15 protein-coding genes are annotated in these 21,538 nt (G+C 70.9%); 8 read left to right on the top strand and 7 right to left on the bottom strand.

Annotation, left to right across the window (positions count from 1 at the left end):
* The first annotated feature begins 1 nt into the window (after nt 1).
* The 3 genes from N8I87_RS13140 (at nt 2) to N8I87_RS13130 (ending at nt 3,180) form a co-directional block, all read left to right on the top strand.
* Entirely contained in the window at nt 2-1,009 is a 1,008-nt protein-coding gene (locus N8I87_RS13140) for an aldo/keto reductase (protein WP_263208514.1), read from the top strand.
* Between the two features lie 29 nt (nt 1,010-1,038).
* The gene (locus tag N8I87_RS13135) at nt 1,039-1,626 is read left to right on the top strand and encodes a TetR/AcrR family transcriptional regulator (RefSeq protein ID WP_263208513.1); all 588 of its coding nucleotides are present in this window, start codon (nt 1,039-1,041) and stop codon (nt 1,624-1,626) included.
* Nucleotides 1,627-1,971: 345 nt separating this feature from the next.
* Entirely contained in the window at nt 1,972-3,180 is a 1,209-nt protein-coding gene (locus N8I87_RS13130) for an RNA-guided endonuclease InsQ/TnpB family protein (RefSeq protein ID WP_263208511.1), read from the top strand.
* Nucleotides 3,181-3,227: 47 nt separating this feature from the next.
* Here N8I87_RS13130 and N8I87_RS13125 read toward each other — a convergent pair whose 3' ends face one another.
* Nucleotides 3,228-3,446 (bottom strand): hypothetical protein, encoded by a 219-nt coding sequence (locus N8I87_RS13125; RefSeq protein ID WP_263208510.1) that lies wholly within the window; start codon nt 3,444-3,446, stop codon nt 3,228-3,230.
* 110 nt (nt 3,447-3,556) lie between these two features.
* Nucleotides 3,557-4,984 carry an MFS transporter gene (locus N8I87_RS13120; RefSeq protein ID WP_263208508.1) on the bottom strand — a complete coding sequence of 476 codons (1,428 nt, stop codon included), beginning with the start codon at nt 4,982-4,984 and terminating at the stop codon, nt 3,557-3,559.
* A 101-nt stretch (nt 4,985-5,085) separates the two neighbouring features.
* Here N8I87_RS13120 and N8I87_RS13115 point away from each other — a divergent pair, with 101 nt between their 5' ends.
* Nucleotides 5,086-6,018: a helix-turn-helix transcriptional regulator gene (locus N8I87_RS13115; protein ID WP_263208506.1), complete on the top strand. Its 933-nt coding sequence runs from the start codon at nt 5,086-5,088 to the stop codon at nt 6,016-6,018.
* On the opposite strand, the gene N8I87_RS13110 is transcribed toward N8I87_RS13115, so the two are convergent.
* Complete coding sequence (locus tag N8I87_RS13110) at nt 5,976-7,421, bottom strand: MFS transporter (protein WP_263208504.1); 1,446 nt, start codon at nt 7,419-7,421, stop codon at nt 5,976-5,978. The two genes, N8I87_RS13115 and N8I87_RS13110, sit on opposite strands and share 43 nt — an antisense overlap.
* Nucleotides 7,422-7,500: 79 nt before the next feature.
* Here N8I87_RS13110 and dusB point away from each other — a divergent pair, with 79 nt between their 5' ends.
* The gene (dusB, locus tag N8I87_RS13105; protein ID WP_263208502.1) at nt 7,501-8,643 is read left to right on the top strand and encodes a tRNA dihydrouridine synthase DusB; all 1,143 of its coding nucleotides are present in this window, start codon (nt 7,501-7,503) and stop codon (nt 8,641-8,643) included.
* On the opposite strand, the gene N8I87_RS44730 is transcribed toward dusB, so the two are convergent.
* From N8I87_RS44730 to N8I87_RS13090, 3 genes are all read right to left on the bottom strand, one after another.
* Nucleotides 8,644-11,283, bottom strand: a complete 2,640-nt coding sequence (locus tag N8I87_RS44730) for a CDP-alcohol phosphatidyltransferase (protein WP_438829310.1) — start codon at nt 11,281-11,283, stop codon at nt 8,644-8,646. It lies immediately after the preceding gene.
* Nucleotides 11,284-11,457: 174 nt separating this feature from the next.
* Nucleotides 11,458-13,395 (bottom strand): amylo-alpha-1,6-glucosidase, encoded by a 1,938-nt coding sequence (locus N8I87_RS13095; protein ID WP_263208500.1) that lies wholly within the window; start codon nt 13,393-13,395, stop codon nt 11,458-11,460.
* Entirely contained in the window at nt 13,392-14,840 is a 1,449-nt protein-coding gene (locus tag N8I87_RS13090; RefSeq protein WP_263208499.1) for an MGH1-like glycoside hydrolase domain-containing protein, read from the bottom strand. Before N8I87_RS13090 ends, N8I87_RS13095 begins: the two co-directional genes overlap by 4 nt.
* Before the next feature lie 122 nt (nt 14,841-14,962).
* Between N8I87_RS13090 and N8I87_RS13085 the strand changes: the two genes are divergently transcribed.
* The 3 genes from N8I87_RS13085 to N8I87_RS13075 all read left to right on the top strand — a co-directional run bounded on the left by N8I87_RS13085 (nt 14,963) and on the right by N8I87_RS13075 (nt 20,773).
* Nucleotides 14,963-16,183, top strand: coding sequence for an ROK family protein (locus N8I87_RS13085; RefSeq protein WP_263208497.1), 1,221 nt, complete (start codon nt 14,963-14,965; stop codon nt 16,181-16,183).
* A gap of 434 nt (nt 16,184-16,617) precedes the next feature.
* The gene (gene ppdK / locus N8I87_RS13080) at nt 16,618-19,338 is read left to right on the top strand and encodes a pyruvate, phosphate dikinase (protein ID WP_263208496.1); all 2,721 of its coding nucleotides are present in this window, start codon (nt 16,618-16,620) and stop codon (nt 19,336-19,338) included.
* A gap of 355 nt (nt 19,339-19,693) precedes the next feature.
* On the top strand, nt 19,694-20,773 hold the full coding sequence (locus N8I87_RS13075; RefSeq protein WP_263216419.1) for a phosphotransferase: 1,080 nt from the start codon (nt 19,694-19,696) through the stop codon (nt 20,771-20,773).
* 41 nt (nt 20,774-20,814) lie between these two features.
* On the opposite strand, the gene N8I87_RS13070 is transcribed toward N8I87_RS13075, so the two are convergent.
* Entirely contained in the window at nt 20,815-21,483 is a 669-nt protein-coding gene (locus N8I87_RS13070) for a hypothetical protein (protein ID WP_263208494.1), read from the bottom strand.
* Between the last annotated feature and the right edge of the window lie 55 nt (nt 21,484-21,538).

The following is a 21,538-nucleotide window of genomic DNA, read 5'->3' as shown; positions in this document are numbered from 1 at the left end:
CATGACGACGCACACCCGAACCCTCGGAACCACCGGCCCCCAGGTCTCCGCCCTCGGCCTCGGCTGCATGGGCATGTCCGCGCTGTACGGCGAGGCGGACCGGGGAGAGGCCATCGCCACCATCCACGCCGCGCTGGCGGCCGGCGTGAACCTGCTCGACACCGGCGACTTCTACGCCATGGGCCACAACGAGATGCTGATCGGCGAGGCCCTGCGCGGTGCGCCCGCGGCCCACCGCGAACAGGCGCTGGTCAGCGTGAAGTTCGGTGCGCTGCGCGACCCGGAGGGCAACTGGACCGGCCACGACGGCCGGCCGGCGGCCGTGAAGAACTTCGCCGCGTACTCGCTCCAGCGCCTGGGCGTCGACCACATCGACATCTACCGGATCGCCCGCCGCGACCCGGACGTGCCGATCGAGGAGACGGTCGGCGCGATCGCGGAACTGGTCGAGAAGGGGTACGTCCGGCACATCGGCCTCAGCGAGGTCGACGCCGGGACGATCCGCCGGGCCGCCGCCACCGCACCGATCGCGGACCTCCAGATCGAGTACTCGCTCATCTCCCGCGGCATCGAGGAGTCGATCCTGCCGACCACCCGTGAGCTGGGTATCGGCATCACCGCGTACGGCGTCCTGTCCCGTGGGCTGATCTCCGGCCACTTCACCCGCGACCGGCAGCTCGCCGCGACCGACTTCCGCGCGCACTCGCCCCGCTTCCAGGGCGACAACCTCCAGCACAACCTCGACCTCGTCGACGCGCTGCGCAAGATCGCCGAGCAGAAGGGCGTGAGCGTGGCCCAGATCGCCATCGCCTGGGTCCTGTCCCGGGGCACGGACATCGTGCCGCTGATCGGCGCCCGCACCCGGGAGCGGCTCGACGAGTCGCTGGGCGCGCTGGACGTCACGCTGGACGAGGCCGAGCTGCGGGCGATCGAGGAGGCCGTACCGGCGGACGCGGCGGCGGGCGACCGCTACCCGGCCGCGCAGATGGCACACCTCGGGACCAAGTAGCGCGACCGGCGCCGGGTACGGTCTAGGCCATGGCACCCAGCACCGAGACCCTGACCGCCGAGCGCATCCTCGAGGCGACCGAGGAGGTGCTGCGCCGCCACGGCCCGGCGAAGGCCACCGTGGTGGACGTGGCCCGCGCGCTCGGCGTCAGCCACGGCACCGTCTACCGGCACTTCCGTACGAAGGCCGCGCTGCGGGAGGCCGTGACCAAGCGGTGGCTGGACCGCACGTCACAGGCGCTGTCCGGCATCGTCACCGCCGACCGGGACCCCGAGTCCCGGCTGCGGGACTGGCTGGCCGGACTGTTCGCGGCCAAGCGGCGCAAGGCGGGCGACGACCCCGAACTGTTCCGCACGTACACGGTGCTCGCCGAGGAGAACGTCACGGCGGTCGCCGACCACATCGCCGACCTCACCGCCCAGCTGACCCGGATCATCCAGGACGGCACCACCACCGGCACCTTCACCGCCCCCGACCCGTCCGTCACCGCCCGCGCCGTCTTCCAGGCGACGGGCCGCTTCCACGACCCGGGCTACGCCCGCGAGTGGGAACGCCCCGGAGCGGACGAGGAGTTCACCGCGGTGGTGGACCTGCTGGTCAGGGGGCTGCGGGCGTAGGGGGTGTCGTTTGGATCACCCCGGTGTCGCGGGGGGCGACGATTCCCACCCGCCGCAGGACGTCTGGCAGGCGCACTCGCACGCACCGAGCGCCGCGCAGTCCGGTCCTGTCGTCGCGGCGCCAGCGCTTACCGGGGGTGTCGTACAGGGTGCTGGCTATCGGGCCTCTCCCTCGTGGATACCCCGGCCTTCGGGCCGGGGTGGGGGTACCTCCCGCTTGCGGGGGAGGAACGAGGATCCTGCGGAGCAGGGCAGGGGAAGCCGGTTCGCCGCCAGGGTGGGCCGGCGTGCACTGTCCACCGGCCGACACCCGTTGCTCACACGGAATCTGATAGGGTGTGAGGTATGGCGCGGCAGGTCAAGCGGGCTTTCAAGTACCGCTTCTACCCCACGGACGAGCAGGCGGCTGAGCTGTCGCGCACGTTCGGCTGCGTCCGCCTGGTGTACAACAAGGCGCTGGAGGAGCGCACGCGGGCCTGGTACGGCGAGCAGCGTCGTATCTCTTACGTGCAGTCGTCGGCCGCGCTGACGCAGTGGAAGAAGTCCGGGGAACTCGCCTTCCTCGCGGAGGTGTCCTCCGTTCCGCTCCAGCAGGCGCTGCGCCATCTTCAGACGGCGTTCGGGAGCTTCTTCGCCAAGCGGTCCCAGTACCCCCGGTACAAGAGCCGGAAGAAGTCCCGGGCGTCGGCGGAGTACACCCGCAGTGCCTTCGCGTGGCGCGGTGGGAAGCTGACGCTGGCGAAAATGGCGGAGCCCCTGGACATCCGCTGGTCACGTCCGCTCCCACAGGGTGCGGAGCCCACGACGGTGACCGTGTCCCGGGACAGCGTCGGCCGCTGGTTCGTGTCCCTGCTCTGCGAAGTCACCATCGCCCCGGCCCCCGCCACCGACGCGGCGGTCGGCATCGACGCGGGGATCACGTCGCTGGTGACCCTGTCCACCCGGGAGAAGATCGCCAACCCGAGGCATGAGCGGCGTGACCGTGCCCGCCTGGCGAAGGCGCAGCGGGAGCTGTCGCGCAAGGCGAAGGGTTCGGCGAACCGGGAGAAGGCCCGTCAGCGTGTCGCCCGCGTGCATGCGCGGATCGCTGACCGGCGCCGGGACTTCCTGCACAAGCTGTCGACTCGACTCGTCCGTGAGAACCAAACGGTCGTGATCGAGGACCTCACCGTCCGCAACCTGCTGAAGAACGGCAGGCTCGCGCGCGCCATCTCGGACGCGGCCTGGACGGAACTCCGCTCCATGCTGGAGTACAAATGCGCCTGGTACGGGCGCGAACTCGTCGTGATCGACCGCTTCTTCCCCAGCAGCAAGCTGTGCGGAACCTGCGGCGCGGTCGCGGCGAAGTTGCCGCTGAACGTCCGTGAGTGGACGTGCGACTGCGGCGCCGTACATGACCGTGATGTGAACGCGGCACGCAACATCCTGGCCGCCGGGCTGGCGGCGTCTGCCTGCGGAGACGGTGTAAGACCTCAACGGGAGCCTTCCCGGACGGGGCGGTCGTCGGTGAAACAGGAAACCCAGGGGGCAACCGCTGGAACCCCCCGCCGCTAGGCGGGGGAGGAAGTCAAGTCCGGCCTTCCGGTGCACGCGGCCGGAACTCATCGGGCCGGCTGCACCGCCGTCGGGTCCACCGTGGCCTGGTGTGCCTCGGCGAGATGCTCCTCGGCCTTCAGCCAGGGCAGGAACTGCGCCCCCTTGCGCCAGCCGCACGTCTCACATCTGATCGTGCGCTGTACGCCCGTGCGTTGCACCCGGACCACGTGCTCCCGCCCGTGCCCGTCCCAGCGGCTCACCTTGCTCGAGCTGATCTGCGGCATGACGCCTCCAGCGTCCCCGTCGGTGAATCTCGAACAGCTAGGAGTGTGCAGCAAGACCAACATCAACAGGGAGAGTTGCGCAACGCGTTGGCCAAGCTGTGGCCAACGCGTCAGCTGATCGTTCTCGGCAGGCGCAGGCTCAGCAGACCGGTGAGGAGCACCCCCGCCAACTGCACCAGCAGCGTCGTGACCAGGGCGTCCCGCATACCGTGCCCCGGGACCAGGGAGAGGAACAGCGTGCCCAGCGTCGCCACGCCCAGCGCCAGGGCCGACTGCTGCGTGGTCACCATCACACCGCTGCCGACGCCCGCCCGGACCGACGGCACCTCGGACAGCACGATCCGCATCACGACGGGCAGTTGGAGTGCCTGCCCCGCACCGGCGACGGCGACACCGGGGAGCAGTTCGACAAAGCCCAGGCCGGGCCAGTCGCGCCAGGCGGCCGGCACGATCAGCGCCACGCCCACCGCCTGGATCAGCGAACCGGCGGTCACCACACGGGTGCCGTACCGGGCCACCAGACGCGGCCCGGCGAGCGAGACGAAGAAGAACGTCACCGCCATCGGGGCGAGCGCGAGACCCGCCGGGACCGGGCCGAGGCCCGCGCCGCCCTGCAGCGCCACCGCGATCACGAACATGAAGCCGCTGAAGCCGATCGAGAACGGCAGCATCAGCACCAGACCCCGGCGCAGCGACGCCAGCGCGAACAGACTCGGCGGGACGAGCGGGGTGCGGCCGCCGCGGTCCGCCCGGCGCTCCACCGCGTAGAACAGCCCGGCCGCGACCGGGAACGCGGCCAGCGACAGCCACGTCCACAGCGGCCAGCCCGCCGCCCGGCCCTCGGTGAGCGGGACGAGCAGCGCGAGCAGGGACAGCGCGAGCAGGACTGTGCCGGGGCCGTCGACCGGCTCGGGCCGCTGCGACCGGGTCTCGGGTACGACGCGGGCGGCGAGGACCAGGCCGAGGACGACGACCGGCACATTGACGAGGAACACCGCGCGCCAGCCGCTGCCCGCTATGTCCGCGGCGACCAGCACCCCGCCCAGGATCTGGCCCGCCACCATGGACAGGCCCGCCGTGGCGCCGTACAGGCTCATCGCTTTGGCGCGGCGCGGGCCCGTGGTGGCCGCCTGGATGGTGGCGAGCACCTGCGGCAGCATCGCGGCGGCCGAGGCGCCCTGCGCGACCCGCGCCGCGACCAGGCTCCAGGCACCCGGTGCCAGCCCGCAGGCCAGCGAGGTCAGGCCGAAGGCGGCCATGCCGCCGAGAAAGAACCGGCGCCGGCCGAACAGGTCGCCGAGCCGCCCGCCGAGGACCAGCAGGACGGCGTACGCGACCCCGTACCCGGCGACGACGAGTTCGAGGACGGCCTCGCTCGCGGCGAGGTCCCTGCCGATCGTGGGCAGGGCGACGTTGACGATGAAGAAGTCGACCAGGGGGAGGGCCGCGGCCAGCAGTACGGTGAAAAGTCCCAGGCCGCCGAGCGAGGGGGCAACGGCCGGGGACCGGACTGTCGGTGTGGTGACGGTTTCGGTCATGATCCCGAGACTGGTCCGCGGCTCAGACTGGTACCAGAGTCTTCTTGTCCTGGTAGAAGAACTACCTGGAAACAGGCTTCGCGCAGGGGCAGTCTGGAGACATGACGTCCATGACCGAAGAGGCGCCCGGTCGGCCGGTACGGGGCTCGGAGATCCGGCGGCACGAGCTGGCCACCTTTCTGCGCAGCCGCCGTGAGCGGATCTCCCCGGAGCAGGTGGGGCTGCCGCGCGGCGCGCGCCGCCGGACCCCGGGCCTGCGCCGCGAGGAGGTCGCGCACCTCTCCGCGGTCGGTGTGACCTGGTACACCTGGCTCGAACAGGCGAGGGACATCCAGGTCTCCGTACAGGTGCTGGACGCGCTGGCCCGCACGCTCAGGCTCGACGCCAGCGAACGCGCCCACCTCTTCCAGCTGGCCGGCGCCACCGACCCCACGCCCGCCGCGAGCAGCCAGACCGTGACCCCGGCCCTGCGCGAGATGCTGCGCCGCCTCGAGCCCGTCCCGGCCTGCATCCAGAACAGCCGGTACGACATCCTCGCCTACAACCGCACCTACGGCCGCATGCTCGGCGACCTCGACGCCGTACCGCCCGAGGACCGCAACTGCATGCTGCTCGTCCACACCAACCCGGACTGGCGGCAGGCGATCGTCCATCTGGAGGAGACAAGGCGGCTCATGGCCGCGCGGCTGCGCGCCTCGATGGCCGGTCATCTCGGCGAGCCCGCCTGGAAGATGCTGATCAAGCGGCTGACGGCGGAGTCGGCGGAGTTCCGCGCCAACTGGGACCGGTACGAGGTCGTCAACGCCCGCACCAAGATCAAGTACTTCCGCAACCGGGACGTGGGCCTGCTCACCGTGGAGCACACGGACCTGTGGCTGAGCCCGGAGGCCGGGGCCCGGATGGTGACGTACGTGCCGGTGGACGAGGAGTCCCGGGAGCGGCTGGAGAAGCTGTACGCCCTCGTCCTCGCGGATCAGGAGCAGGGTCAGGATCAGGCGATGATGCCCGCCGCCTCCCTGACCTCCGGCGACTGAAGCCGCCGAGCGGTGCGCTCGGCCGTGCGGCGGGCCCAGCCGCCGCTGGTGAGCATGCCGACGACGAGCACCGCTAGGCCGCACACCGTGAGGATCCACCACCCCGGCCGGGCCGCCGGCACGAACGCGTCCCGGTACGGCGACGAGCCCACCCCGGAGGCCAGTACGGCCCCGATCACGGCCACGCCCAGGGTCTGCCCCAGCTGTCTGCTGGTGGAGGCCACGGCCGCGGCCACCCCGGCCTGGGCGCGCGGCATCCCGGACACCGCCGTGTTGGTGATAGGCGCGTTGACGAAGCCGAAGCCGATGCCGAACAGGACGTACCCGGCGAACAGCGTGGTGTCGGACGTCTCCGCCTCGAACGCGGCGAACAGCACCCCGCTCGTGGTCATCGCCAGCCCCGCGATCAGCAGCGGCAGACGCGGCCCCCGGCTGCCCACCAGCCGTCCGGACAACGGCGCGCACAGGAACGTCGGTACCGCCATCGGCAGCATCCACAGTCCCGCGTGCAGCGCGTCGAGACCGCGTACGTTCTGCAGGTACAGCGTGGACAGGAACAGGAAGCCGCCCAGCGCCGCGAACGCGCTGATCGCGACCACCGTGGCGCCGCTGAACGGCACCGAACGGAAGAAGCGCAGATCGATCAGGGGCTCGTCGCGCCGGGGCTCGTACCAGAGCAGCCCGAGCAGGGCGACGAGGGCCACGGCGCCGAACGGGGCCACCGTGCCGGGGCCCGAGGAGGGTGCCTCGATGATCGCGTACGTCAGCGAGCCGAACAGCGCGATCACCAGCAGCTGGCCGACGGGGTCGGGGCGGCGGGCCTTGGGCGCGCGGGACTCGGGGACGTAGCGCAGGGTGAGGAGCAGTGCGGCGAGGCCCACCGGGAGATTGACCCAGAAGATCGAGCGCCAGCCCACCGACTCCACCAGCAGTCCGCCGACCAGCGGTCCCGCGGCCATGGATATGCCGACGACCGCGCCCCACACGCCGATGGCGCGGGCGCGCTCACGCGGGTCGGTGAAGGTGTTGGTGATGATCGACATGGCGACCGGGTTGAGCATGGAGCCGCCGATCGCCTGGAGCATGCGGAACGCGATCAGCGCGTCGAGGCTGGGCGCGAGGGAGCAGAGCAGCGAGCCGAGCGAGAACACGATCAGGCCCGCCATGAAGACCCTCTTGCGGCCGACCCGGTCGGCCGTGGAGCCCGCGAGCATCAGCAGCGAGGCCAGCACCAGCGTGTAGGCGTCGATCGTCCACTGCAGTCCCGACGTACCGGCGCCCAGTTCGCGCTGCATCGACGGCAGGGCGACGTTCAGGGCGGTGACGTCGAGGCTCACGATCAGCAGGCTCATACAGCAGATCGCGAGGACCAGTTGGCGTCGGCGAGGGCTGAACTCAGGCATGCGTTCCATCGTACGCCGACTTCGATAGTGCGTCTAACTAATGACTGGCGCATCTGTCGTCGTACGCGACAATGGGGGAATGCCCACGCCCGCGTCCCCTCTCCAGATCGGCCCGCACACCGTCCAGCCGCCCGTCGTGCTGGCCCCCATGGCCGGTATCACCAACGCGCCCTTCCGCACCCTGTGCAGGGAGTTCAGCGGTGGCAAGGGCCTGTTCGTAAGCGAGATGATCACGACCCGGGCGCTGGTCGAGCGCAACGAGAAGACCATGCAGCTGATCCACTTCGACGCGACCGAGACGCCGCGCTCGATCCAGCTGTACGGCGTCGACCCGGCGACCGTCGGCAAGGCCGTCCGCATGATCGCGGAGGAGGACCTCGCCGACCACATCGACCTGAACTTCGGTTGCCCGGTCCCGAAGGTGACCCGCAAGGGCGGCGGCTCGGCCCTGCCCTACAAACGCAACCTGCTGCGGGCCATCCTGCGCGAGGCGGTCTCCGGCGCCGGTGACCTGCCGGTCACGATGAAGATGCGCAAGGGCATCGACGACGACCACATCACCCATCTCGACGCCGGAAGGATCGCGGTCGAGGAGGGCGTCACCTCCATCGCGCTGCACGGCCGTACCACCGCCCAGCACTACGGCGGCACGGCCGACTGGGACTCCATCGCCCGCCTCAAGGAGCACGTCCCGGAGATCCCGGTCCTCGGCAACGGCGACATCTGGTCGGCCGAGGACGCGCTGCGGATGGTGCGGGAGACGGGCTGTGACGGCGTGGTCGTCGGCCGTGGCTGCCTGGGCCGGCCGTGGCTGTTCGCGGACCTGGTGGCGGCGTTCGAGGGCCGGACCGACGACATCGAGCGGCCTTCCCTGCGCGAGGTCGCCGACGTCATGGTCCGGCACGCCACCCTGCTCGGGGAGTGGATCGGCGACGAGTCGCGGGGTGTCATCGACTTCCGCAAGCACGTCGCCTGGTATCTGAAGGGCTTCTCGGTCGGCTCCGAGATGCGTAAGCGGCTCGCGATCACCTCCTCGCTCCAGGAGCTGCGGGCCGGCCTCGACGAACTGGACCTCGACCAGCCCTGGCCCGTCGGCGCCGACGGGCCCCGCGGCCGTACGTCCGGCAACAACCGGGTGGTGCTGCCGGACGGCTGGCTGAAGGACCCGTACGACTGTGCCGACGTCGGCGAGGACGCCGAGCTGGACACCTCCGGCGGCTGATCAGCCCTTCTTGGGGTGCGGGGTCGAGCCGTACGCCGTCAGGAAGCGGTCGCGGAAGGAACTCATCTTCCACACCGGCGCGTTGTGCGCGGGGCGCAGACCGTCCGTCCAGTTCCAGTCGGCGATCTTGTCGAGGACCTTCGGGTCCTTGGCGACGATCGAGATCGGCACGTCACGGCTGGCGTGGTTGCCGCTGACCCGGGCGATGGGCTGGTGGTCGCCGAGGAAGACGAGCACGGTGTTGTCGTTGCCGTAGCGCTCCAGCCACTCGGTCAGGGCGGTCACCGAGTACTGGATCGACTTGCCGTACTCCTGCCGGGACCTGGTGGTGTCGGCGATGACGTCGGAGGCCTTGTTGCCCGCCGCCTCGATGCCCTTGAAGACCGAGCCGTCGCCCAGCCGGTCCCAGCCGACCATCTTCGGGATCGGCGCCCACGGCTGGTGGCTGGAGGTCAGGATGATCTCCGACATCAGCTGCTTGCCGTCGGCGCGCTTCTGGCTGTGCACCCGCTGCTGGAACTGTTCGAGGGCGTACTGGTCGGGCATGGTCGACCAGCTGAACTTCGGTCCCTCATAGCCCAGCTGGAAGGCGTTGTAGACCTTGTCCAGGCCGTAGTACTTCTGCTCCGGCCAGCCCTTCTGCACGCCCGGCATCACGCCGACCGTGTCCCAGTCACCGGTCTTCTTGAACACCTTGGTCAGGCTCAGGTGGTCGCTGGCCATCACCGTGCGGTAGCGCTGCTGGTTGCTGATCCACAGGCCGGACAGCGTGGTGGAGTGGCCGAGCCAGCTGCTGCCGCCGTAGGTCGCCGACGTCAGCCAGCCGCTCTTCGCGTGGAAACCGGCCTTCGCCAGGGCCGCCGTGCGCGCGTCGAGCGTGCTGTCGACGCCGGGCGCCTCGATCGGGTCCTCGACGGCGCTGCGGCCGTAGCTCTCGATGAACGTGAAGATCATGTCCTTGCCGCGCAGATCGGGGACCAGCTGGTCGGCCGGGGTGTTCCCGAACTTGTCGACCTTGGCGACCTTCTGGAACTCCGCCTCGTCCCTGAGCGTGTCCCGCACGCCCCGCGCCTGGAGCTTCAGCACGGAGGCGGTGTGCTCGGAGGCGATCGGGATGCCACCCACGGTGAGACCGAGCGCGGTGCACGTGATCCAGACGGTGCCGACGACCAGCGCGCCCCGTGAGGCCCTGGCCCGGTGCCTGACCAGCAGGTTGCCGAGCCGCACGGTGGCCAGGGCGACGAGGGTGATCACGAGGAACACGAGGACCACGACGCCGACCGTGATGCCCTTCTCGGCCGTCCCGCCGAGCGAGTCCTTGAGATAGGCGCGGGCGTCGCCGAACAGGGACCAGTCCAGGATGATGTTGAAGCGGCGGCCCAGGTATTCGTTGAACCCCATGTCGAGCATGTTCAGCACGGCGACCGCGCCGAGCAGCGCGCCGGACAGCGCCGACACCACGAGGCGGGGCTTGCGCGGCAGGCTGAGCAGCACCACCGCCCCCATGATGGCCTCGGCCGGCAGCCGCATGAACTCGGCGGGCCGCAGGGCGTCGAGGGTGTTCGGCACCTGGAGACAGACGTAGACGAGGACGGCGGACAGCACGGTGGTGGCGACGGAGAGGACACGGGCGGCGGTGGGGTGCTCGGCCCGCCAGCCGTGCCAGATCCGCCGTATGCGTCCGCCGGAACGGGGGGTTGTCCCGGGGACGGCTTCCGTGGAGGGGGTTTCGGGGGCGGAGGCCGTGGTGGTGGGCGATTCGGTGGCAGGAGCTTCGGCGCCGGGGTCCGTTTCGGCGGTGGTCTCGGCGGCGGGGGCCGCGTCGGCGTCGGGTTCCCCGGCCGCGGGGGCCGCGGCGCCTGTGTCCGCGCTGTCCGCTTCGGCGTCGTCCGCCACGGTGCGGTCCGCCTCGGCGGTGGGCGCCGGGCCGACGGTGGCGCGAGGCGAGGAGTCGCTTCCGGTGCCTTCTCGCGGCTCGCCCTTCTCACCCACGGCCGCCGCGGCCTCGCCCGTCTCGGCAAGCGCCGCCTCGGCACCGACCGACGTTGAACCGACCGCCTGCGAACCGACAGACGCGGGCTCGTCGTCCACGGGCTTACCGGCCGCGGAGCCGCTCCCCTTCGCCTCGGCCGCGCTCACGGCCCTGGCTGCCCCCGCCCCGGCGGCCTTCGGTACGGCCTTCTCGCTACCGGTGGTTTTCGTCCCGGCTCCTGCCGTACCGGCGGTTTTCGTTCCGGCTCCTGCCGCGGTGGTTTTCGTCCCGGCTCCTGCCGTGCCGGTGGTTTTCGTTCCGGCTCCTGCCGCGGTGGTTTTCGTTCCGGCTCCTGCCGTACCGGCGGTTTTCGTTCCGGCTCCTGCCGCGGTGGTCTTCGTTCCGGCTCCTGCCGTGCCGGTGGTCTTCGTCCCGGCTCCTGCCGTGCCGGTGGTCTTCGATCCGGTCTCCGCCGAAGCCGAAACGGCGGCCGCCGACTCGGCTTCCCCCGCCCCCGTCGCCTCCGGCCGGGCCCCGAACTCGTCCCGGGCGAATGCTTCGGCGTCGGTCGTCCCATCCTCCGGATCCTTGACCGCGGTCCCCTCGGCGGAGCCGCTGGGTTCCCCGGTCGTACTGCGTGACTGGCGCGTGCTCGTGTGCTGAGGCACCCGGAGGTCCTTCCGTGCGAGGCCCGTGACGGAGCGGCGGGCCACGCTGGGGAGGCTGGGCAGGGCCGGGAACTCCCCGGCCCGCCTGGCCCGCCGCCTTCCCGTACGGTTCGCCCCCGGTGCCTGTTCAGGGCCCCGGGCAAACACCCGGCAAACGGCTCGTCAACACTCTTGCTAGGCGCCCCCGACGGCCGTGAGCAGCGCCAACGGGGCCGCGGCGGAACGGGACTCCCGGACGCACGCGTGGGGATAGGGGACCGGTTCCGCGTGGGTCTCGCGGCCGTAGCCGGCCAGGACCTCCGGGAGCCGGTGGCCGGTCGCGGTGGCCGCGTCGACCAGGGCGTGGGCGACCGTGCGGGCCTCGTCGTGCAGGCCGTAGCGGGCCAGGCCCAGGGTGATCAGCGCGTTGTCGTGCGGCCAGACCGAACCCCGGTGGTACGACAGCGGGTGGTACGCCGGCTGACCGGACGCCAGGGTGCGTACGCCCCAGCCCGAGAAGAAGTCCGGTTCCAGGAGCCGTCGGCCCACCACCTCGCCGTACTCCTTGTCCAGGAGGCCGGACCACAGCAGATGCCCCGCGTCGGACGCCAGCGCGTCGACCTGGCGGCCCGTCCCGTCCAGCGCGAGCGCCGGGAAGGAGTGCTCCGGCATCCAGAAGTCCCGCTGGAAACGGTCGCGCAGGTCGGCGGCGGCCTGTTCGAGCAGGGCCGCGTAGGTCTCGTCCTCCCACACGGCGCGTGCCACCGACGCCGTGCGGCGCAGCGCGTCGTACGCGTACCCCTGGGCCCCCGCCGCCATCACCGGGCCGGACGCGCGGGTGCCGTCGGCCGAGCAGATGGCGCCGGGGGAGTCCTTCCAGTTCTGGTTGGCGAGGCCGCCCCGGTCGGCCCGGTAGACCAGATAGCCGCGCGAGGTCAGCCCGCCGTGGTCCAGCATCCAGCCGACCGCCGCACGGGCGTGCGGCTCCAGACGGCGGGCCAGGGCCGAGTCCCCGGTCTGCTCGACGTACGCGCCGAGCAGGATGAGGAACAACGGGGTCGCGTCGACGGAGCCGTAGTAGCGCCGGAACGGCACCTGCCCGAAGTGCGCCAGCTCCCCGTGCCGCACCTCGTGCACGATCTTGCCGGGCTGGGCCACCGAGGACGTCCCCGTCTCCGTCGCCTGGGTGGCGGCCAGCGCGGGAAGCGTGGCGGCGGCCAGCCGGGGGCGGTAGGGGAGGGCGAAGAGGGAGGTGAGGAGGGCGTCCCGGCCGAGGAGGGTCAGGAACCAGGGCGCCCCGGCCGCCGGTACGCGCAGTTCCTCGCCGTCGGGGCCGGTCGCCGGGACCTGGAGCGCGGCGAGGTCGGCGAGCCCGCGGGCACAGGCCGCCGCCAGCTCCGGCCAGCCCGTCGGGAAGGCCACGCCCTCCACGAACTCGCCCTCCAACGCCAGGAGTTGCTCGTTCACGGCGGCCGGGGAACGCGGCACGCGCAGCGCGCGCTTCTCGCCGTGCGGCCGGGCGATGACGCGCAGCACCAGCTCCGTCGTGCCGTGCGGTTCGAGGTCCAGGGTCCAGACGAGGCGCCGGGCGCCGGTGCCGGTCTCCTCGACGCCGTCCGGGGCCGGGTCGGACATGATGGCCGTACAGGAGCGCCACTCACCGCGCCGGTAGGTGAACTCCACGCCGTCGTCGAGGACCTGGCGGGAGCGTACGACGCCGCTCTTGGTGTAGGTGCGGTGGTCGGAGCGGAGCTCGAACTGGTCGGCGAAGTCGGCGTCGGCGGTGATGGCCAGGCGCACCGTGGTCGGCACCGGGCGGTTGCTGGTCACCCGCAGCGACTCGACGAACGACGCGTCGCCGACGGCCTGTTCACGGAAGAGGGTGTGCGCGGGCGGCTCCGTGCGGCCACCGCGCGGTACGAGCACACAGCGCGCCCCGTCCCCGTCCGCGACCGGTGTGAGCGCCTCGGGCACCGCGCCGTCGATCGTCAGCTGCCAGCGGCTGAGGTGTCGGGCGTCGCGCACGAATAACCCGTCCGGGGAGCTGTTGCCCCGTACGCCGCTGATGTCACCACGGTCGCCGACGGCGGCGAAGGTCTCGCCGTGCACGAGCAGGTGATGCCGGTCCGTCATCCCCGGTCCCCTCCCTTGTCACTCCTGTGGAACGTTCCGGTTCCCGCCCCGGACACGTCGTGCGCCGGGGTTTTGCCAAGTCCTGGTGGCTCGTGCAGCAGATCCAGCGCGAGGGCGGCGGTCCAGCCGAAGCCGGTCGCGCCGCACGCCTCGCCGGTGTACGGATCGACGTACTCGGCGAACCCGGTCGCGTCGGCCGTCTCCACGACCGCCTCCCGCAGCGCGTCCGCCCGCTCGCGCTCGCCGTGCACCCGCAGCCCGCGTTCCACCAGCCAGCTCGTGTTGAACCAGGCCGGGCCCCGCCAGTAGCGGTGCGGGTCGAAGGCCTCGCCGAGGAGGTCGTAGCTGGGTACCAGGCGGGTGCTGTCCCCGAGTCCGAAGTGCGGGCCGCCGAGGGCGGCGAGGAGAGCGGTGACGATCTCGCGCGGCAGCTCGGGCAGGAGCAGCGGGACGAGACCGGACACGCCGCGCTCCGGGATCAGAGCGCCGTCGCGCACGTCCCGGCACAGGAAGATGCCCGCCTCCGGGTCCCACAGCCGCTCCACCAGCGCCGCCGTCAGCCGCTCCGCGCGCGCGTGCCGGGCCGTGCCCGTCGCGCCGAGTTCGTGGGCGATCCTGGCCAATGCGTGCTCCGAGACGATGAGCAGGGCGTTGAAGGCCGGGTCCTCGACCGCGAACTCGCCCGGCCCGTCGGCGTATCCGCGGTCCCGGTAGTCGGCCGCCAGCCGCACGTACCGCCCGTAGTCCAGATCCGTCGGCCGGTCCTCCGGCGCGCCGTGGTCGAGGTCGGCGCGGCGGAAGGAGCGGGCCGGGGCCGGGGTGACGCGGGACAGCGGGGCGTCCCAGCAGGGGCTGTTGTCCATACCCTGTTCCCAGGGGTGCACGACGGACGCGAGTCCGCCGCCGCCCAGGTCCCGCCGGTGCAGCAGATAGCGGTGCCAGGAGGCCAGCCGTGGGTAGACGCGGGCCAGGAAGCCGCGGGCCCGCGACAGCCCCGGGTCGGCGCGGTGCACCAGCCAGGCCGCCAGCGCGTGCACCGGTGGCTGCACGATGCCCGAGGTCTGTACGGTGCGCGGGGCGCCCGCGGCCCGCCCCGCGGTCGAGGAGCGCCAGAAGTCGGGGCTCGGGAAGTAGGCGTCGAGCGGTACGGAGGGGTTGAACACGATGTGCGGGACGCGCCCGTCGGCCCACTGGGCGGCCAGCAGCGTCTCCAGCTCCGTCTGGGCCCGCAGGGGCGACAGATGCCGCAGCCCGATCGCGATGAACGCGGAGTCCCACGACCACTGGTGCGGATACAGACTGCGCGAGGGCACCGTGGAGGTGCCGGTCCAGTTGTCCGCCAGCACCCGGGCGGCCCTGACGTGCGGCGCGTCCGCCGGAAGAGGCGGATCGTATGCAATGGCGCGCTCCGTGGGGCGGGCGGTGAGCTGGGCAGTGTGATCCACTCGGGGCTCCCCGAAAAGACGTCCGGCCGACCGGGTTCGGCTGTGGCAACCGCAGGGTTACGTCTATTTAACACGCAAAACTCAATATGTAATGCAAACTTGAGAAACACAAGGGGGTGTGCATGACTGGACAGCCCGGCAGGACCGGCAGAGGTGGCAGTCAGGCCAGCGCCGGCGATCTGCTCGAACTGGTGCGCAGCGGGCGGGCGATCACACGTGGTGCCCTGCAGCAGGCCACCGGGCTGTCCCGGGCCACCGTCGGACAGCGCCTCGACCGGCTGTTCCGGGCCGGCTGGCTGCGCGAGGGAGCCGGCGGTCCGGTCGACTCGCCGCTCGGCGGGCGCCCCTCCATCACCCTGGAGTTCGACGACTCGCACGCGGTGGTCCTCGCCGCCGACCTCGACACCCGGCACGCCCGCGCGGCCGTCCTGTCCCTGACCGGCGAGATCCTCGCCGAGCACTCCGGCACGCTGGTCATCGAGGACGGCCCCGAGGTCGTACTGGGCGAACTCGGCCACTGGTTCTCCGAGTTGCTGGAGAAGGCGGGACACCGGGCCGACGAGGTGTGCGGGATCGGGCTCGCGGTGCCGGGACCGGTCGACAGCGAGACCGGCCGGGTCGTACAGCCGCCGATCATGCCGGGCTGGGACGGCTACGACATACGCGGCCGCCTCTCCCGCGCCTTCACCGAGCACACCGGCGCCGCCGCCGTGCCGGTGCTCGTGGACAACGACGCGAACCTCATGGCGTACGGCGAGCAGCGCACCGGACACCCCGACTGCTCGGCCTTCGTGCTCATCAAGGTGTCCACCGGCATAGGCGCCGGCGTCGTGGTGGACGGCTCGATCTTCCGGGGCGCCGACGGCGGCGCCGGGGACATCGGGCACATCCGGGTGGGCGCGGAGGCGCTGTGCCGGTGCGGTTCGTACGGCTGTCTCGCCGCCGTCGCCAGCGGTGGCGCCGTGGCCCGGCGGCTGGCGGAGGCCGGTGTCCCGGCGGCCTCCGGCTCGGACGTACGGGATCTGCTGGCCTCCGGGCACCCGAAGGCGGCCGCGCTCGCCCGGGAGGCCGGGCGCCGGGTCGGGGACGTGCTTGCGACGGTCGTGACCCTGCTCAACCCCGGCGTGCTGATGATCGCCGGAGATCTGGCCGGAACACCCTTCCTCACCGGTGTCCGGGAACTGCTGTACCAGCGGGCGCTGCCCCGCTCGACGGCCCATCTGGATGTCGTCACCTCGCGGCTCGGGGAGCGGGCCGGGCTGGTCGGCGCGGGTGCGCTGGTCGTGGAGCACCTGTACGCACCTGAGCGGGTGGAGGAGCGGCTGACGGCGCTCGGGATGTGAGCGCCGCGCTCCGCCTGACACCCCTGTGACGTCCGCGTTTCCGTCTTGAGTCACGTCCGCATGGTGAAATCCGGCTCGCTGTGACAGCGTGATTCTCGCCACCCTTGATAAGGGTTGCGCTCAGATGAGCGGATCTTGGGCGACTGCACTTTTCCAAGGGGTGGCACTCGGTGCCACCGCTTGATCGTTCATCGATCGAAATCAGACGTGCTAGGAGCCGCTCACCTGAGCGGAAAACCGCACCTGTGGGCATGGGTGCGTTCAAGAAATGAAAACATCAGGCTGTCTCTGCTTGCCAAGCTTTGACTTTCGATCCACTGGCGGACGACTGGTTACGGGCGCATGACACACAAGTAGACGTACCCAGGCGCCTTCGATCTGGGTATGTTCCTCGCCGTCAGGGCAGCCACCGCGGCCTCAAGGAGTCGAGACCCGTGTCGGAAAACAAAGAACCCCACGTAGCGAAGTTCGTTTACGACTTCACCGAGGGAAACAAGGACCTCAAGGACCTCTTGGGCGGCAAGGGTGCCAACCTCGCCGAGATGACCAACCTGGGCCTCCCGGTCCCTCCGGGCTTCACCATCACCACCGAGGCCTGCAAGGTCTACCTCGACAGTGGCTCGGAGCCGGCGGCACTGCGTGACGAGGTGAGTGCGCACCTCGCCGCCCTCGAGGAGCGGATGGGCAAGAAGCTCGGCCAGGCCGACAACCCCCTCCTGGTGTCGGTCCGCTCGGGTGCCAAGTTCTCCATGCCCGGCATGATGGACACCGTCCTGAACATCGGCCTCTCCGACAAGTCAGTGCAGGGCCTGGCCAAGCAGGCCGGCGACGACCGCTTCGCGTGGGACTCCTACCGCCGCCTCATCCAGATGTTCGGCAAGACCGTCCTCGGCGTCGACGGCGAGCTCTTCGAGGAGGCCCTCGACGCGGCCAAGGCGGCCAAGAAGGTCACGGTCGACACGGACCTGGAGGCGGCCGACCTCAAGAAGCTGGTCACCAAGTTCAAGAAGATCGTCAAGACCGAGGCCGGCCGGGACTTCCCGCAGGACCCGCGCGAGCAGATGGACCTCGCCATCGAGGCGGTCTTCAACTCGTGGAACACCGACCGGGCCAAGCTGTACCGCCGCCAGGAGCGCATCCCGCACGACCTCGGCACGGCCGTCAACGTCTGCTCGATGGTCTTCGGCAACCTGGGCCCCGACTCCGGCACGGGTGTCGCCTTCACCCGTGACCCCGCCTCCGGCCACCAGGGCGTCTACGGCGACTACCTGCAGAACGCGCAGGGCGAGGACGTGGTCGCGGGCATCCGCAACACGGTTCCGCTCGCGGAGCTGGAGCAGATCGACAAGAAGTCGTACGACCAGCTGATGCAGATCATGGAGACCCTGGAGAACCACTACAAGGATCTCTGCGACATCGAGTTCACCATCGAGCGCGGCCAGCTCTGGATGCTCCAGACCCGCGTCGGCAAGCGCACCGCCGGTGCCGCCTTCCGTATCGCGACCCAGCTGGTGGACCAGGGCCTGATCGACGAGACCGAGGCGCTCCAGCGCGTCACCGGCGCCCAGCTGGCCCAGCTGATGTTCCCGCGCTTCGACGACACCGCCAAGACCGAGCAGGTCGGCCGGGGCATCGCGGCCTCGCCGGGCGCGGCGGTCGGCAAGGCGGTCTTCGACTCGTACACCGCCGTCAAGTGGTCCCGCTCGGGCGAGAAGGTCATCCTGGTCCGCCGCGAGACCAACCCCGACGACCTGGACGGCATGATCGCGGCCGAGGGCATCCTGACCTCCCGCGGCGGCAAGACCTCCCACGCGGCCGTCGTCGCGCGCGGCATGGGCAAGACCTGTGTCTGCGGCGCCGAGGAGCTGGAGGTCGACACCAAGCGCCGCCGGATGACGGTGCCGGGCGGTCACATCGTCGAAGAGGGCGACGTGATCTCCATCGACGGCTCGACGGGCAAGGTCTACCTGGGCGAGGTCCCGGTGGTCCCCTCCCCGGTCGTCGAGTACTTCGAGGGCCGGATGCACGCGGGCGCCCACGACGCCGACGAACTGGTCGAGGCCGTGCACCGCATCATGGCCTTCGCCGACCGCAAGCGGCGCCTGCGCGTCCGTGCCAACGCGGACAACGCCGAGGATGCGCTGCGCGCCCGTCGCTTCGGCGCGCAGGGCATCGGCCTGTGCCGCACCGAGCACATGTTCCTGGGCGACCGGCGTGAGCTGGTCGAGCGCCTGATCCTGGCCGACACGGACACGGAGCGCGAGGAGTCCCTCAAGCAGCTGCTCCCGCTCCAGAAGCAGGACTTCGTCGAGCTGTTCTCGGCGATGGACGGCCTGCCCGTCACAATCCGCCTCCTCGACCCGCCGCTGCACGAGTTCCTGCCGGACATCACCGAGCTGTCGGTCCGCGTCGCCCTCGCCGAGTCCCGCAAGGACGCCAACGAGAACGACCTGCGCCTGCTCCAGGCCGTCCACCGGCTGCACGAGCAGAACCCGATGCTGGGCCTGCGCGGAGTACGCCTCGGCCTGGTCATCCCCGGTCTGTTCACCATGCAGGTCCGGGCCATCGCCGAGGCCGCGGCCGAGCGCAAGAACGCCAAGGGCGACCCGCGTGCCGAGATCATGATCCCGCTCGTCGGCACCGTCCAGGAGCTGGAGATCGTCCGCGACGAGGCCGACCAGGTCATCGCGGAGGTCGAGGCGGCGACGGGCGTCCGCCTGAAGCTGGCGATCGGCACCATGATCGAGCTGCCGCGTGCCGCGCTGACGGCGGACCAGATCGCGGAGGCGGCGGAGTTCTTCAGCTTCGGCACCAACGACCTGACCCAGACGGTGTGGGGCTTCTCCCGCGACGACGTCGAGGCCTCCTTCTTCACGGCCTACCTGGAGAAGGGCATCTTCGGAGTCTCCCCGTTCGAGACGATCGACAAGGACGGCGTCGGCTCCCTGGTGAAGGCGGCGGCCAAGGCGGGCCGCGAGACCCGCCCCGACCTGAAGCTCGGCGTCTGCGGCGAGCACGGCGGCGACCCCGAGTCGGTCCACTTCTTCCACGAGGTGGGTCTGGACTACGTCTCCTGCTCCCCGTTCCGCATCCCGGTCGCCCGCCTCGAGGCCGGCCGCGCGGCAACCCAGTCGGCGGGCAGCGACCACCGCTAGGCCCAGGCCTTACGGGTCTTCGAAGCTGGGCGGTGCGGGGGCCAACGGCCGGCCGTAGCCGTCACACCGGTCGCCGATTGGCGGATCCGGGCCAGAACCGACGGCGTCTGCCAGGCCACACCGGGGCCGCCGGTGGCCCGGAACTGCCACTTGCCGGCCCTGGACCACGGCCCAACTTCGAAGCCCCGCCTTACGGCCACCAGACCCCGGAGCCGTCGTCGGTCCCCGACCCTCAAGACCGATCGACGACGGCTCCGGCGCTCGAAAAAGAAGGGGCGGCACCCTGTGCGGGGGTGCCGCCCCTTCGCGCATCGTCTGCGGGGACGTCAGCCGACATCAGCCTGAGGTGATCGTCGTGCTCGTGTGGGTGTGCTCGCGTATCGTCCGCGAGGTGATTGATGCGACCGCGGCGGGCCGTGGCGACATCCAGGACGGCGTGCTCGCGGAGCTGATCGACATCTTCGGCATCGGAGAGGTGCGGGAGCGCAGATGCCTCGCTGACGGCTTGATGAATGCCAACTGGAGGCTCGACACCGCGGCCGGTCGGTTCGCTCTGAAGCGGGTCACGGATGTCTCGCTCGATCGGTTGCGACGGAATCTGGGGGTGCTGAGGGCTCTTGCCGCCGACGGTGTCCCGGTGAGTGCCCCCTTCCACACCCTGTCAGGGGCACTGGTGGCACAGGTCGACGGTGGCACCTGGTGTCTGTTTCCGTGGGTGACCGGCTCCCATGTCCGGGGCATTGATCTCAGCCTGCCCCAGGTGGCTTCGCTGGGCGCGCATCTGGGGCGCCTGCATCTGAGCCTGGGCCGCTCTTGCGACCAAGGCCTCCTGCCGGCTGTACCGGAGACGATCACAGCGGAGGTGACATCACCGGAGCGGGCGGTGGAGAAGGCCGAGCGGCTGTCGGCTGCCGTGCTCGACAAAGGAACCGGCAGCGAATTCGACAAGGCGACCGTCGCGGCTCTGGACCGCAGGCGGGCCTCGGTCTTCGAGCACGCCGATCGCCGTCCGCGATCTGTCCCACTCAAGGGCGGTCATGGATGGACGCATGGTGACGTTCAGTACCGGAACCTCCTTTGGGAGGGCGGGAACCTTGCCGCCGTCCTGGACTGGGACCGGGTCGATGTGCGTCCCTATGCGGAAGAGGTCGTACGGACGGCTCAGGTGCAGTTCGGGGTGTGCGGGGTGTTCGACCTCGCCCGGGTGTCGGCGTTCGTCGACGGCTACCGGTCGGTTGTGCCGTTGGAGCCGGCCGCGTTGGTGGACGGTGCCCGGCGGCTGTGGTGGAAGCGGATGACGGACTTCTGGCAGCTGGAGTTCCATTACGGCCGCGGCGATTTCTCCTTCGACGAGCTGTTCACCGCGGACGAGGCGCTTCTGCACTGGTGGTCGGAACGGTTGGATCAGGTCGAGGACGCGTTCTCCGCAGCGTAGATCCAGAGGCGGAGAGTGCAGAACGCAAGGATGCGCAGCCATCACTCAGTCCGGCCGCTCAACTCTGCCCAGGTGTAGCTGTCCATACTGTCGTGAGGGCCGATCCTGGAGAGCTCCGAGCCTTCGCGCCCCACAGCCACGATGAGCGGTCGTATCCCCCCGCGGCCTGTGGACGGGGACTTCCAGACCACGATGAGCCTGCCGTGCCCGGGCACCTCGATCCGTCGGTCGCCGAGCAGGAGGTGATCCACTTCGGCCGCCACCTGAAGTTCGTCGGACCCGACCCACGGGGCCGTCCCGATGCCGTCCGGATGACGATGCCGCAGCCGGTAGGCGCGGCTCAGACCACCTGCGCTCCCGCCGAGCTCGATCATGCCGACCTGTCCCGGCCGGCCCGCCGCCGGCCTCTCCGCAGGCAGGTCACCGTCCGACGTACTGCCACCGCCTGTGTACTGCCATTTCTCGCCGCAGCGCTCAATCAGTACGGTATGCGTCTCCGCCTTCGCGGACCCGGGACGCCAGACGAGCCAGACAGCGCCGACACCCGCGTCCCGGTCGAGGTCACCGGACACCAGGGTCAGCCAGCGGCGAGGCAACCAACCGGGCTGCGCCACCTCGCCGTTGACCACGCGTCGGACCACCCTCGGCAGAATGATCCCCATCCAGCGGTCGATCCTGCGTATCCGACGCAACTCCGCGCGAGTGGACATGTACACACGGTACCCAGCGGCGAAGCCCGCGGCGACAGGGTGCCGCCCCTTGGGT

This window comes from Streptomyces sp. HUAS 15-9 (genome assembly GCF_025642155.1).
Taxonomy (GTDB): Bacteria; Actinomycetota; Actinomycetes; order Streptomycetales; family Streptomycetaceae; genus Streptomyces.
Note: the sequence above shows the minus strand (reverse complement) of the source record. Positions and strands in the feature narration are given on the sequence as shown.

Bases quoted from the DNA above. Each gene is read 5' to 3' on its own strand.
- N8I87_RS13125 (WP_263208510.1), bottom strand. From the start codon at position 3,446: ATGCCGCAGATCAGCTCGAGCAAGGTGAGCCGCTGGGACGGGCACGGG.
- N8I87_RS13085 (WP_263208497.1), top strand. From the start codon at position 14,963: ATGACTGGACAGCCCGGCAGGACCGGCAGAGGTGGCAGTCAGGCCAGC.
- N8I87_RS13140 (WP_263208514.1), top strand. From the start codon at position 2: ATGACGACGCACACCCGAACCCTCGGAACCACCGGCCCCCAGGTCTCC.
- N8I87_RS13130 (WP_263208511.1), top strand. From the start codon at position 1,972: ATGGCGCGGCAGGTCAAGCGGGCTTTCAAGTACCGCTTCTACCCCACG.
- N8I87_RS13120 (WP_263208508.1), bottom strand. From the start codon at position 4,984: ATGACCGAAACCGTCACCACACCGACAGTCCGGTCCCCGGCCGTTGCC.
- N8I87_RS13135 (WP_263208513.1), top strand. From the start codon at position 1,039: ATGGCACCCAGCACCGAGACCCTGACCGCCGAGCGCATCCTCGAGGCG.
- dusB (WP_263208502.1), top strand. From the start codon at position 7,501: ATGCCCACGCCCGCGTCCCCTCTCCAGATCGGCCCGCACACCGTCCAG.
- N8I87_RS13095 (WP_263208500.1), bottom strand. From the start codon at position 13,395: ATGACGGACCGGCATCACCTGCTCGTGCACGGCGAGACCTTCGCCGCC.
- N8I87_RS13070 (WP_263208494.1), bottom strand. From the start codon at position 21,483: ATGTCCACTCGCGCGGAGTTGCGTCGGATACGCAGGATCGACCGCTGG.
- N8I87_RS13115 (WP_263208506.1), top strand. From the start codon at position 5,086: ATGACGTCCATGACCGAAGAGGCGCCCGGTCGGCCGGTACGGGGCTCG.
- N8I87_RS13110 (WP_263208504.1), bottom strand. From the start codon at position 7,421: ATGCCTGAGTTCAGCCCTCGCCGACGCCAACTGGTCCTCGCGATCTGC.